Source organism: Mesorhizobium sp. M0016 (assembly GCF_040324035.1).
In the GTDB taxonomy this organism is placed as follows: domain Bacteria; phylum Pseudomonadota; class Alphaproteobacteria; order Rhizobiales; family Rhizobiaceae; genus Mesorhizobium.
Genome location: NZ_JAMYVM010000027.1, coordinates 34,818 through 47,337 on the forward strand (window position 1 = coordinate 34,818; position 12,520 = coordinate 47,337).

The following is a 12,520-nucleotide window of genomic DNA, read 5'->3' on the forward strand; positions in this document are numbered from 1 at the left end:
AATTTTTTGAAATATCTAGGCGCCTCGCGACGTTTCGAACCCTGCAGACATCATAATACTTTTTAATATTTAATTTTGGCCACGAATAATTTTTGGCACTCCTATCTATCGAGTGCCAACACGCCTATAAGAACGGCGCGGTCGCCTATGCCGGCCCCAGAAAGAAGTTCTCATGAAGTTTCGGCCACTCCACGACCGCGTCGTCATCCGGCGCGCCGAAGGCGATGTCAAATCCAAGGGCGGCATCATCATTCCCGACAATGCCAAGGAAAAGCCGCAGGAAGGCGAAGTCATCGCCGTTGGGCCGGGCGCACGCGACGAAAACGGCGCGCTTGTTCCGCTCGACGTCAAGGCCGGCGACTTCATCCTGTTCGGCAAATGGTCGGGCACCGAGGTCAAGATCGACGGCGAGGACCTGCTGATCATGAAGGAAGCCGACATTATGGGCGTCATCGGCAAGAGCGAGACGGCCGCTATCGGCAAGAGCGGGACGGTCGTCACCGAGAAGAGCGTCAAAGCCAAGAAGGCTGCCTGACCGGCCTGGCTTTGCCAGGCTCCGGCGAGCCGCTTGCTTCACCACACCAACGGGATTGAAAAAAATGTCTGCCAAGGAAATCAAATTCGCCACCGACGCGCGCGACCGCATGCTGCGCGGCGTCGAGATCCTCACCAATGCGGTGAAGGTCACGCTCGGCCCCAAGGGCCGCAACGTCATCATCGACAAGGCCTATGGCGCGCCGCGCATCACCAAGGACGGTGTGACGGTGGCCAAGGAAATCGAGCTTGCTGACAAGTTCGAGAACATGGGCGCGCAGATGGTGCGCGAAGTGGCTTCGAAGACCAACGACCTCGCCGGTGACGGCACCACCACCGCCACGGTGCTGGCCGCATCGATCCTGCGCGAAGGCGCCAAGCTGGTTGCCGCGGGCATGAACCCGATGGACCTCAAGCGTGGCATCGACCAGGCTGTCGCCGCCGTGGTCAAGGACATCAAGGCGAAGGCCAAGAAGGTCAAGTCGTCGGCCGAGATCGCGCAGGTCGGCACCATCGCCGCCAATGGCGATGCCAGCGTCGGCGCCATGATCGCCAAGGCGATGGACAAGGTCGGCAATGACGGCGTCATCACCGTCGAGGAGGCCAAGACCGCCGACACCGAACTCGACGTCGTCGAAGGCATGCAGTTCGACCGCGGCTATCTCTCACCCTATTTCGTCACCAATGCCGACAAGATGCGCGTCGAACTGGAAGAGCCTTACGTGCTCATCCACGAGAAGAAGCTCGGCAATCTGCAGGCGATGCTGCCGATCCTCGAAGCAGTGGTGCAGAGCGGCAGGCCGTTGCTGATCATCTCGGAAGACGTCGAAGGCGAAGCACTGGCGACGCTGGTCGTCAACAAGCTGCGCGGCGGCCTCAAGGTCGCGGCCGTCAAGGCGCCGGGCTTCGGCGATCGCCGCAAGGCGATGCTGGAAGACATCGCCGTGCTGACATCGGGCCAGATGATTTCCGAGGATCTCGGCATCAAGCTCGAAAACGTCACCATCGAGATGCTTGGCCGCGCCAAGCGCGTACTGATCGAGAAGGACACCACCACGATCATCGACGGCGCCGGCACCAAGGCGACCATCCAGGCGCGCATCGCGCAGATCAAGGGCCAGATCGAGGAGACCACGTCCGATTACGATAAGGAGAAGCTGCAGGAGCGGCTGGCCAAGCTCGCCGGCGGCGTCGCCGTGATCCGCGTCGGCGGCGTCACCGAGTCTGAAGTGAAGGAAAAGAAGGACCGCATCGACGACGCGCTGAATGCGACGCGCGCGGCGGTGGAAGAAGGCATCGTGCCCGGCGGTGGCGTGGCGCTTCTGCGCGCCAGATCGGCGCTGGCCGGGCTGACTGGCGCCAATGACGATGTGACGGCAGGCATTTCGATCGTGCTCAGGGCACTCGAAGCGCCGATCCGCCAGATCGCCGAGAATTCCGGTGTCGAAGGCTCGATCGTCGTCGGCAGGCTGTCCGACAGCAAGGACCACAATCAGGGCTTTGATGCCCAGAACGAGGTCTATGTCGACATGATCAAGGCGGGCATCGTCGATCCGGCGAAAGTGGTGCGCACCGCACTGCAGGATGCCGGCTCGATTGCAGCGCTTCTGATCACCGCCGAAGCGATGATCACCGACGTTCCGGCCAAGGATGCGGCGCCTGCGGGCGGCGGTGGCGGCATGGGCGGCTACTGACCATCGCCCGAAAATTGCCCGCCTGGGAATCTGGGCGGGCATAAATCAGAACAGGCTGCCGGGGACATTTCCCCGGCGAGCCAGGAATTTCCGTCAGTCAGTCAAGACCAGTCAGCAACGACAGGGAGATCGACAGATGATCACATTTGCCCCGAAGCCAAACGCTGTATCCGCGACCAAGCCGGCGGAGGAGAGCCGCTTCGATCGCATCCGCCGGATCGCCGCCGACAAGCACACGCAGGCCGATGCCGGGCCGATTGGCCGCGAGCCGTCGAAGACCGGCGACAAGCGGCCGATGTGACGGCTGCCAACCTCACGACATCGGCAACGCTCCGCCCTCTTCGGTGCGGCGGGCAATGAACTCGTCGAGCACATCGGATGTGGCAACGGCCGACGCCGGCGGCTGGAACTCGGCCAGCGTCCGCTTCCAGATGCCGGTGGCGCGCTCGGTGGCCGACTTCGAACCGGACTGCGTCCAGCTGCCGAAATTCGACCAGTCGGCGACCAGCGGCTCGTAGAAGGCGGTGCGGTAGCGCGTCATGGTGTGGCCGGCGGAGAAGAAATGCCCGCCCGGCTGGACTTCGGCGATCGCCTCGAAGCCGATAGAATCCTCGTCGCCGGGGGTCCTAGCGCAGAGTTCGGCAACCGTCTGCAATGCCTCGATATCGGTGATCAGCTTCTCGTAGGAGACGCTGAGGCCACCCTCCAGCCAGCCCGCGGCATGGATGCAGACGGTGGCGCCGGCAAGCACCGAGCCCCACAGCGCGAACTGCGTCTCGTGCGCCGCCTGCACATCGGAAATGTTGGCCGCACTGCCGCCGCCGGACCGCCAAGGCAGGCCGGTGAAGCGCGCCAGCTGGCCGGCGCCCAGCGTCGCCTTGACGTGCTCGGGCGTGCCGAAGGCCGGTGCGCCGGACTTCATGTCGACATTGGAGGAGAAGGATCCGTAAACCACCGGTGCGCCCGGCCGCACCATCTGCGCCAGCGCGAGACCAGCCAGCGCCTCGGCATGCTGCAGCGTCAATGCGCCGGCGACGGTGATCGGCGCCATGGCGCCGGCCAGGCAGAAGGGCGTGATGATGGACACCTGGCCGGCCTTGGCGAAGTCGATGATGCCCTGCGCCATCGGGATATCGAGCTGGCGCGGCGAATTGGTGTTGATGACGGTATAGCAATGGACGCCGGCAAGGAACTCGTCCTGCGAGAGGCCGCGCGCCAACCGGATCATCTCGAACCCGTCCTCGACCTGCGGCGTGCCACGGGCGAAGACGAAGGGAAACTTGTCCGACAGGGTCAGCTGCGCACGGTTGACGGCATAGTGGCGCAAATGGTTGTCGACATCCTGCGGCTCGATCCAGGGGCCGAGCATATGCAGCACATCGAAATTCTGAACAAGCTTGGTCAGTTCTTCGAAAGCGGCGAGCGTGCCCGGACGCCGTCCGCGTTCGAGATCGGTGACGTTGGGCGCCCCGGCCCCGGCGAGGAACGTCATCGAGCCGAGCTCCAGCATGAGATCGCGGCTACGGTTGCCCGCCAGCGCCCGGATGGATTTCGGCGCCGAGGCCAGTGCGGCGGTGACGATATCGCGGCCGATGCGCACCATCTGGCTGTCCTCATCTACCAGCGCACCGGCTTTGGCGTAGATCGCCCGTGCCTCCGGCGGCAGCACCTTGATGCCGAGCTCTTCCAGCACGCGCAACGCCGTGCCGTGGATGGCCGCGACCTGGTCGTCCGAAAACACCGGCTGCGGCAGGAACGGGTTTTTGAGCGAGCGATAGTTCGGGTGGCGGCTTGACCCGCTGCCGGCCACGCCGGTGTGCCCGCGCCGGCGCTCGCGCCTGGTCTCCCTTATGATGTCATCGACCATGGCCAAAACTCCTCATTGCCGCATCGCCTTGCCCTCGGGCCGTATGGCGAGCCGGAATAATTCGCGCCGGCCGCTCGACGCCGCCGACAATGTGCACCCAAAGCGCGGTCCCCTCCCCGGCGAATTCGTCGTCCAGCAACGCCAGCGCGACGCTTTTGCCTATTGTGTAGCCATAGCCGCCTGAGGTGACGAATCCGACCCGCCGGCCCTTGTGCCAGTCTGGCTCGAAGCCACTGGCGTCGGCATCGACGGAGCAGAACTCCAGCGTCACGATGCGGGCGGCGCTCAACAAACCGTGCGGTGTGGCCTGGCTGCCCTTGTGAGCCGGGCTGAAATGGAAGAATAGTCTTCGCCGGGTATGCCCGCCCTGAAATTGCCCGCTTGCGGTTCTCAGGTGGGTTGGGTGAGTTTCGGGAATGGCCAGTCCTTTAGAACGACGTCCAAGACGAAGAGGTCCGATCGCCGCCGCACTGCTGGCGGTGGACGCGTGGATCGATTCCTCGCTCTACGAAATCGGCTTCAAGGCCGGCCAGTTCTGGGAATCGGCAACCATTTTTTCGCGGCGCTTCCGAGTCACCGGCTGGCGACGCGGCATCATCGAGGTGCTGAGCGAAGGTTTTACGATGGGCGCCGGCGGCGTCGTCGTGCTGCTCGCACTCGCGATGCCGGCCTTCCAGATCACCACCGGCGACTGGCGCAGTCAGGGCGATTTCGCCGTCACCTTCCTCGACCGCTACGGCAACGAGATTGGCCAGCGCGGCATCATCCAGCGCGATTCCGTGCCTGTCGACGAGATGCCGGACCATGTCATCAAAGCAGTGCTGGCGACCGAGGACCGGCGCTTCTTCGAGCACTACGGCATCGACGTGCTCGGCCTGTCGCGCGCCATCTTCGAGAATGTGCGGGCCAATTCCGTCGTCCAGGGCGGCTCCAGCATCACCCAGCAGCTGGCCAAGAACCTGTTCCTGTCGAATGAGCGGACCTTCCAACGCAAGATCAAGGAAGCCTTCCTGTCGCTGTGGCTGGAGGCCAATCTGTCGAAGAAGGAGATCCTGCAGCTTTATCTCGACCGCGCCTATATGGGGGGCGGCACGTTCGGCATCGAGGCGGCGGCGGATTTCTATTTCGGCAAGAGCGTCAAGGATCTGAACCTCGCCGAGGCGGCGATGCTGGCCGGCCTGTTCAAGGCGCCGACCAAATACGCCCCGCACATCAACCTGCCCGCCGCCCGTGCTCGCGCCAATGTGGTGCTGTCGAACCTCGTCGATTCCGGTTTCATGACCGAAGGCCAGGTGCTGCAGGCAAGGCTGCATCCAGCCGAGATCGTCGACCGCGGCGAGCAGAAGAGCCCGGATTATTACCTCGACTGGGCCTTCGATGAGGTCAAGAAAATCGCCAAGCCCGGCCAGCATTCGCTGGTCGCCCACACCACTTTCGACGCCAACATCCAGAAAGCGGCGGAGGAATCCGTCGAATTCCATCTCCGCCAGTTCGGCAAGGAATACAACGTCACCGAGGGCGCCGTTGTAGTGATCGAGACCAATGGCGCGGTACGCGCCATTGTCGGCGGCCGCGACTATGGCGCAAGCCAGTTCAACCGCGCCACCAAGGCGCTGCGCCAGACCGGCTCCTCGTTCAAACCTTACGTCTACGCCACCGCCATGGAGCACGGGTTCACCCCGGACTCCGTCGTCTCAGGCGGGCCGATCAGCTGGGGCGGCTGGTCACCGCACAATTACAATGGCGGCTCGGCCGGCAATGTGACGCTGATCACGGCGATCGCCAAATCGATCAACACCGTGCCGGTACGGCTGGCCAAGGACTATCTCGGCATCGGCCCGATCAAGGCGATGGCCGAATCATTCGGCGTGGAATCGCCGCTGGAGTCGCACAAGACCATGGTGCTCGGCACATCGGGCATGACGGTCATGGACCAGGCGACGGGCTACAGCGTGTTCGCGCAGAACGGCTTCGCCGGCTCGAGGCACGGCATCACCCAGCTCGTCACCCGCACCGGCGACGTCGTCTACGACTTTGCCAAGGATGCGCCGGCGCCGCATCGCGTTTTGTCGGAACAGGCGCTGAAATACATGAACACCATGCTGGCTGCCGTGCCGGCGATCGGCACCGCGCGGCGCGCGCAGCTGCCCAACATCGTCGTCGCCGGCAAGACGGGGACGACGCAATCCTATCGCGACGCCTGGTTCGTCGGCTTCACCGGCAATTACACGGCTGCCGTCTGGCTCGGCAATGACGACTTCACCCCGACCCGCAACATGACCGGCGGCACGCTGCCGGCGATGGTGTGGCAGCGGCTGATGGTCTATGCGCACCAGAATATCGACCTGAAGCCGATCCCCGGCCTAGACAAACCCTTCGTCGACGAAGAGATCGCGGCCAAGGCCGAGGAAGCGGAGAAGAAAAATGCCGATCAGGCAGCAGCGGATGCCGCGGCCGAGCGCCCGGCGGTGCTGTCCAGCCGCACGACACAGACGCTGCGCGAGATGACCAAGGTGTTCCAGACAGCGCCCGTGCTCGGCTCGCCGCAGACACCGGAGACCCTGTCGGCGCTTTGATTCCACAGCGCTGCTTGCTCTGTGGCCTGCCCCGCTATATCCCCGAACGATAATTCTCTCGTCCCGGTTCTTCATGCTCAAGACCGCCTTTTTCACGCTGCTTTCGCTTGCCATAGCCATCGGCCTCGGCGGCGGCAGCGTCTGGTATGCGCTGCAGGCGCAGAGCGGCGTCGGCGCGATCAGCATCGGCCAATGGACCGCCTTCCCCGAGATCGGCACGCAAGATGCCGACCCCTATTCGAAGGCGCGCGTGGCGCGCGAGGGCGTGCTGGCGCTCGGCAAGGCGGAAGGCTTGTCCTTCATCGCCGAACGCGATGCGGCCGGCGATGAGCTTCAGCGGCAATGCGACTACAGGATCGAAGGCAGTTTCCCGACCGCCCGGTTCTGGACGCTCTATGCCGCGGATCAATCGCTCGGCGTGGTCGACACCGGCAAGCCGAGGCTGGCGGCGCTGCAATCCTACCAGGTGCTGCGTCAGCCCGACAATTCGGTGATCATCGCCGTCGGCAACCGTCCGGCCCCCGGCAACTGGCTTCTGACCGAAGGTTTTGGCCGGATGTACTTCGTGCTCACCTTCTACGACACGCCGATTGCCTCAAGCACCGGCCTTTCCGACGTGTCGCTGCCCCGGATCGTCAAGGCTGGCTGCAATGCGTAGGTTGCTGCACGCCATCCTGCTCGGCCTGCTCGGCGCCGGCATCGTCCACATCGTGGTGCTTTTGCTGGTGCCGGAATTTACCGAGCGCGATGCCTGGTCACGGCTGGCGATGGCGTCCGACCTCTACAAGATGACCAGGCTGGATGCCGAGGCGGGCGGCGCGCCGGTGGTGAAGTCGGTAGATCCGCTGTTTTACGCCGCCGCCTGCCGCTTCGACCTTGCCGAAGGCGTGGTGCGGATCAAGGCGCCGGGCAGCGTGCCGTTCTGGTCGGTGTCGGTCTATGACCGCAACGGCCACAATTTCTATTCATTCAACGACCGCACGGCGACCGGCAACAAGCTGGACACCGTGGTGCTGACGCCGGCACAGATGATCGACGTGCGCAGGGAGCTTCCCGAAGACCTGCAAGGGGCGATCTTCGTCGAGGCGCCGATCGAGGAAGGCATCTTCGTCATCCGCGCCTTCGTGCCTGACGACAGCTGGAAGCCAGTTGTGTCGCAGTTCCTGGACCAGAGCTCCTGCGAACTGCAGGACTACTGACCTCACCCCGACGACCAGCAAATTCAGTGGTGCGGAACAGGCGTCCGTGGTGTGCCCGGCTGGTCCGCCGGTCGCGCCTGGCCCGCCAATGGCGGATGCTCGTAGCGGACGCCGGGAAAAATGATCACCGCCGCCGGCGTACCGGTGTCCTGAACTGCTCGATTGACTGGTGCCGATCGCGGCACGAAAGACAGTACCATGCCCATGGTTCGCGTATTCCTCTCGGTTGCCCCGGAGCACAACGCAACGCCTCCAAATGTGATTAAGGCCGGCAGAGGGTTAACGGAGCGCTAACGGATCGCGGCTAATTTGATGTTTGTTCCAGGCCTAGCGCGAAACCGACACAGTTGCGGTTGAGCATGGTCCGGGTTGTGTCGAGTGTCGGGCGTATCTTCCGTGTCAGCTTCGGATTTCAGGCAAATCGCCATACGGACGGAATCGGGAAAAGCCGAAAGGCTGTTTCGCGCCGCCGTGTCGGCGTTCTGCTCGCTGACCCGCCCGTCGCGCCGCGAGATCGCCCAGCTCGAGGATCTGACGCTGCCGCTGTTCGACAGCGTGCCGGACGAATCGCGCCGCTATGTCGCCGCCGCCCTGTCCGAATGCGAATATGCGCCGGCCGCCCTGGTGCGGCGGCTTTGCGAGGAGCCGGTCGATGTCTGCGCGCCTTTGCTCGTCCGTTCGCGGGCGCTGGGCGACATCGACCTGATCGCGTTGATCGGCCGCCACGGCCTGCCGCATGCGCGCGCCATTGCCCGCCGCAAGGATTTGAACCCGGCCATCGCGCAGTTGATCAAGGCGCTGGAAAAGCCGACCCTGGTGCGCGTGCGGCAGCCCGAGCCGATCGCCGACGTGGCGGGCAACGGTGCCGAAGCCGCTGCCGCCGCTCCCAGCGCACCAAAACTGCCCGGCAGCGCCGCCGAAACCGCCAGGCGCCGCCTGCGCTCGATGATGCTCGCCGAGGGCGAGGCGACATCGGTCAATCCCTTCGTCGGCTCAGCAACTTACAGCAAGCTGCGCGAGACGGCGCTGACCGGCAACGCCGCCTTCTTTCAGACCGCGCTTGCCGACGCGCTCGACATCGACTTCTCCACGGCGCGGTCGCTGACCGAGCATTCGAGCTATGTCTCGTTGCTGGCCGCGCTGCGGGCGCTCGACCTCAGCGAGGACAGGGCATTCCTGATCGTGGTCGCGGTTTACCCCCGGGAGTTTCCGCACCCGCAGGCGATCCGCATCTTCCTCGACCGCTACCGGCTGCTGCACCACGAGGCGGCGCTCGACAAGGTGCGCGGCTGGAAGGCCGAAACATTGTCGCGAGCGGTGCGCGGCAACACCCCTGTCGCCGCGAATGGCGACCAAGCGCCGGACGACAAAGCCAGCTTAGCGGCCAGCCTCAAGGCGTCTTGACGGAGAGAAGCTCCTCGACGGAAACCGTTGCGGCCTCGATCTCGACCACCCAGATGTCGGGATCGAATTTTTTCTCCCGCTCAAGCCTGGCGTCAAGCGCGGCGGCATCGTCGCCGGCGCCGAGCAGCGTGAAAAAGCGATCATCCGGTTTGTCCGAATCGTAGCTCGTCTGCGGCGCCGGGCCGAACAGGGAGACGTCGCCCAGCCTGCCGCGGGAGAGCACGAAGACAGCGCCGGCCTCGGTTGCGCCGCGCTTGACGACGGCCGCAAAGCCGCCGGCGCCGAAAACACGGCGCAGCAGGGCCGACACCCAAAACTCGGTGGTTACGCGCATGACGAGGCTCCGGAGGACATGCGCGGCGTCTTAGCCGGATTTTCGTCTATCCGCGAGCGGTCGTCTTGACCACTCAATTGGTCAGGCCGATCTCGCGCATCTTGACGTAGACGACCTCGTCGGGCTCGCCCGTTTCCGGCAGGCCGAATAGCGACTGGAATTCCTTGATCGCCGCCTTGGTGCGGGCGCCGACGACGCCGTCGAGCTGCATGTCGTCATTGCCGAATGCCTTCAGGCCGGCCTGGATCTTGACGATGCGGGCATCGGGCGCCTGGGCGGATACCGGCGCGGAAACCGGGATGGGCGCAGGCGCGGCCTCGGGCGCGGCGACGGGAGCAGCGGCCATATCCACGGGCCTCGGCACAGGATGCGGGATGCCAGCCGTGGTCTGCTTGGCGCCGAGCTGGTCGAGCAGCACAGCATCGATCTCACCGGAGGCCGGCAGGCCAACTTTCTGCTGGTATGCCTGGATCGCCTTTTGGGTATTCGGCCCGGAAATGCCGTCGACCGTTCCCGTGTAGAAATCGAGATCCTTCAGGATGCCCTGGACCTGCTCGACGGTCGGATCGCTTTTGACCGGAGCCGGGCCGGGCCGCAGGATGTTGATGGTGGTTTCGGGTTCGTCCGCGCCGGGGTGCGGAAAACCCTCGATGCTGCGGGTGGCGAAGAAGGCGCCGGCATGCGGAAACGGCTGGTACCACAGCGCGTTGGCGGAAACGTAGAACAGCGTCACCAGGAAGGCGGTCGAGCCGCCGACCAGGACCGGATTGCGCGAGATCGCGCCGCCCAGCGCAATCGCGCCGGCCTCGAACGCGCCGCTGCGGCGCTTGACCGCCTTAGGCTGTTTTGCGGAGCGAGCCATTCCTGTCCCCTTTCGCGTCGCCTTTCGTCCTGGTCGCGGGCATCGGCAGCACCCCGTTCCTGTCGGTCGCGCTCCTCTTCGGCCCGTTCACCGGCAGGCTGATCGTGACCGTCGTCCCCTCGCCCGGCATGCTTTCGATCGACATCGTGCCGTCGTGCAGCGCCACCAGGCCCTTGACCAGCGACAGGCCGAGCCCGGTGCCCTCGAAGCGGCGCGTATAGTCGTTCTGGATCTGCATGAACGGCTTGCCGAGATTGACAAAATCTTCCTCGGCGATGCCGATGCCGGTGTCCCTGACCCAGAAATGCAGCCGCGAGCCGATCCGCTTGGCGCCGACGACGACATTGCCGCCATCGGGCGTGAACTTGACCGCATTGGAGACGAGGTTGATCAGGATCTGCTGCACGGCACGACGGTCGGCATTGATCTCCCCGGCGTCCGGCGCAATCTGCGCCTGGAGATCGATGTTCTTGGCATTCGCCTGCAGCTGCATCATCGACTGGCACATCTCGACCGCTTCGATGAATCGGAACGGTTCGGGCTCGGTCGCGTAGGCGCCGGCCTCGATCCTCGAGACATCAAGGATGGAGGTGACGACGGCAAGCAGATGCTGGCCCGACTCCTTCACCAGGCTGACATACTCCTTCTGGCGCGGGTCCTTGAAGCCGCCGAACATCTCATGCAGCAGCATGTCGGAAAAACCGATGATGGCGTTGAGCGGCGTCCGAAGCTCATGGCTGACGACCGCCAGGAAGCGGCCCTTTGCCACCTCGGCCGACGCTGCGGCCTCATTGGCGGCAGCAAGCTCGTCGCGCAATTCGGCAGTCTCGTCGTTCTCGCGCAGCAGCAGAGTGAAGGTCTCCTGCTGCTCTTCGGCGCGCATCAGTTCGAGCTGAAATGGCCGGTAATTGTCGGCCGTCGAGGCGCTGCCGTCCTGCGGCAGCCTTACCCGAAGATCGAGCCGGCGCGCCAGGGCGCCATCGCGCATGTCGGCAAGCGCGCTGAGATAAGCGACGCGATCGGACAGGTGGATGCGGTCGAACAGCCCGGCGCCGAAAAGCAGTTCCGGCGGCAGCTTCAGGATGGTGCGCGCCTTGGCCGAGGCATCCAGGACCTCGCCATGCCGGGCGACATGCAGGACAACGGCGTCGATCATGTCTTCAAGGCGGTCGTTTGGAAGCAGCGCGGGCTGCGCGCGTGCGGCATCGCCTAGGGCTGCGAGCCGGGGAACCAGCGTCAGGCCCCAGGCGAGCGGCAGCAGCCAGTGCCACGCCGCGACTTGCGCCCCGCCGAGCGGGACGACAGAGGCGACAAAGGGCTGCAGCAGCATTGCGGCCAAGGCCGAGAGGCCGCCCCAAAGTGCCGCGCGCTTTGAACCGCCGATCCACCAGGCCTCGAATGGCAGTGCCAGGGCCAGCAGCGCAACCGGCGACGCCAGGCCGCCTGCTGCCGCGACGGCGCCGGCAAGCGCAAGACCGCCGGCGGCAAGGGCAACCTGGGCTGCCAGCGCCATCTTGCCTGACGCCGCCACCAGCAAGGCGGCGAACCAGCAAAGACCGAAGGCGGCGAAAATGGCTGCGACGGTGACGGCGGCGCCCATGCCCGAGGTGACCAGTGTCACCGCCGCACCGGCGGCGAAGAACGGAGCGGCAAGCATGATGCCGATGAACCGGCGCTGGCGCAGGCGATCGCCCTGGCCGATGATGGCCGGATGGACCATGCGTTCGCAACCGGCCGCCAGCGCGCCAGGCAGTTCAATATATCTGGCAGTTGTCAAACTCAACGCACTCGCACCCGGTCGTGACTGCCCCTGCTTTGCAGGTCGCTTTTGCTTGTTTGAAACTCGCATCCAGCGTTTAAGGAATGAATAAGGCTGACCGGAACAACGAGCGCGCTGCGGCAAAAATTGGAGCGCCGGCACCGGAATGCACCGCCATTTGTGGCCATAGTAAACGGAGCGTTATGTGCAAAGGGCGTGCCCGTGGCTGCGAAACCCTGAGCCGGCATGCCTGCTCTTCTGAAGATATCCATGCGCAACAATCGCTTAGAT

Annotated in this window: 12 protein-coding genes; 7 read left to right on the forward strand and 5 right to left on the reverse strand. The window is 64.6% G+C overall.

Features of this window, described 5'->3' with window-relative positions; genetic code table 11:
• Positions 1–172 precede the first annotated feature (172 nt).
• The 3 genes from NKJ88_RS27970 to NKJ88_RS27980 all read left to right on the forward strand — a co-directional run bounded on the left by NKJ88_RS27970 (position 173) and on the right by NKJ88_RS27980 (position 2,529).
• Positions 173–535 (forward strand): co-chaperone GroES, encoded by a 363-nt coding sequence (locus NKJ88_RS27970; protein WP_023727642.1) that lies wholly within the window; start codon positions 173–175, stop codon positions 533–535.
• Positions 536–599: 64 nt separating this feature from the next.
• Positions 600–2,228, forward strand: coding sequence for a chaperonin GroEL (gene groL / locus NKJ88_RS27975; RefSeq protein WP_023684537.1), 1,629 nt, complete (start codon positions 600–602; stop codon positions 2,226–2,228).
• 136 nt (positions 2,229–2,364) lie between these two features.
• A complete protein-coding gene (locus NKJ88_RS27980) occupies positions 2,365–2,529 on the forward strand; it encodes a hypothetical protein (RefSeq protein WP_023698576.1) in 165 nt (54 codons plus the stop codon).
• A gap of 12 nt (positions 2,530–2,541) precedes the next feature.
• Here the strand turns inward: NKJ88_RS27980 and NKJ88_RS27985 are convergent, their stop codons facing one another.
• Both NKJ88_RS27985 and NKJ88_RS27990 read right to left on the reverse strand, forming a co-directional pair.
• Positions 2,542–4,095 carry a trimethylamine methyltransferase family protein gene (locus tag NKJ88_RS27985; protein ID WP_352446349.1) on the reverse strand — a complete coding sequence of 518 codons (1,554 nt, stop codon included), beginning with the start codon at positions 4,093–4,095 and terminating at the stop codon, positions 2,542–2,544.
• Positions 4,085–4,384, reverse strand: a complete 300-nt coding sequence (locus NKJ88_RS27990) for a glycine cleavage T C-terminal barrel domain-containing protein (RefSeq protein ID WP_023824203.1) — start codon at positions 4,382–4,384, stop codon at positions 4,085–4,087. The genes NKJ88_RS27985 and NKJ88_RS27990 overlap by 11 nt, the downstream gene beginning before the upstream one ends.
• A gap of 127 nt (positions 4,385–4,511) precedes the next feature.
• On the opposite strand from NKJ88_RS27990, the gene NKJ88_RS27995 reads away from it, so the two are divergent.
• The 4 genes from NKJ88_RS27995 to NKJ88_RS28010 all read left to right on the forward strand — a co-directional run bounded on the left by NKJ88_RS27995 (position 4,512) and on the right by NKJ88_RS28010 (position 9,274).
• Entirely contained in the window at positions 4,512–6,671 is a 2,160-nt protein-coding gene (locus NKJ88_RS27995) for a transglycosylase domain-containing protein (protein ID WP_023687235.1), read from the forward strand.
• Between the two features lie 73 nt (positions 6,672–6,744).
• Positions 6,745–7,329 carry a DUF1214 domain-containing protein gene (locus NKJ88_RS28000; protein ID WP_023670163.1) on the forward strand — a complete coding sequence of 195 codons (585 nt, stop codon included), beginning with the start codon at positions 6,745–6,747 and terminating at the stop codon, positions 7,327–7,329.
• Positions 7,322–7,870, forward strand: coding sequence for a DUF1254 domain-containing protein (locus NKJ88_RS28005; RefSeq protein WP_023735535.1), 549 nt, complete (start codon positions 7,322–7,324; stop codon positions 7,868–7,870). The genes NKJ88_RS28000 and NKJ88_RS28005 overlap by 8 nt, the downstream gene beginning before the upstream one ends.
• Before the next feature lie 396 nt (positions 7,871–8,266).
• A complete protein-coding gene (locus NKJ88_RS28010) occupies positions 8,267–9,274 on the forward strand; it encodes a DUF2336 domain-containing protein (protein ID WP_023702198.1) in 1,008 nt (335 codons plus the stop codon).
• On the opposite strand, the gene NKJ88_RS28015 is transcribed toward NKJ88_RS28010, so the two are convergent.
• The 3 genes from NKJ88_RS28015 to NKJ88_RS28025 all read right to left on the reverse strand — a co-directional run bounded on the left by NKJ88_RS28015 (position 9,261) and on the right by NKJ88_RS28025 (position 12,190).
• Positions 9,261–9,608, reverse strand: a complete 348-nt coding sequence (locus tag NKJ88_RS28015; protein ID WP_023670160.1) for a DUF1491 family protein — start codon at positions 9,606–9,608, stop codon at positions 9,261–9,263. The genes NKJ88_RS28010 and NKJ88_RS28015 overlap by 14 nt on opposite strands.
• 73 nt (positions 9,609–9,681) lie before the next feature.
• Positions 9,682–10,470, reverse strand: coding sequence for a peptidoglycan-binding domain-containing protein (locus tag NKJ88_RS28020; RefSeq protein ID WP_023826777.1), 789 nt, complete (start codon positions 10,468–10,470; stop codon positions 9,682–9,684).
• A complete protein-coding gene (locus NKJ88_RS28025; RefSeq protein ID WP_023709816.1) occupies positions 10,445–12,190 on the reverse strand; it encodes a sensor histidine kinase in 1,746 nt (581 codons plus the stop codon). The genes NKJ88_RS28020 and NKJ88_RS28025 overlap by 26 nt, the downstream gene beginning before the upstream one ends.
• Between the last annotated feature and the right edge of the window lie 330 nt (positions 12,191–12,520).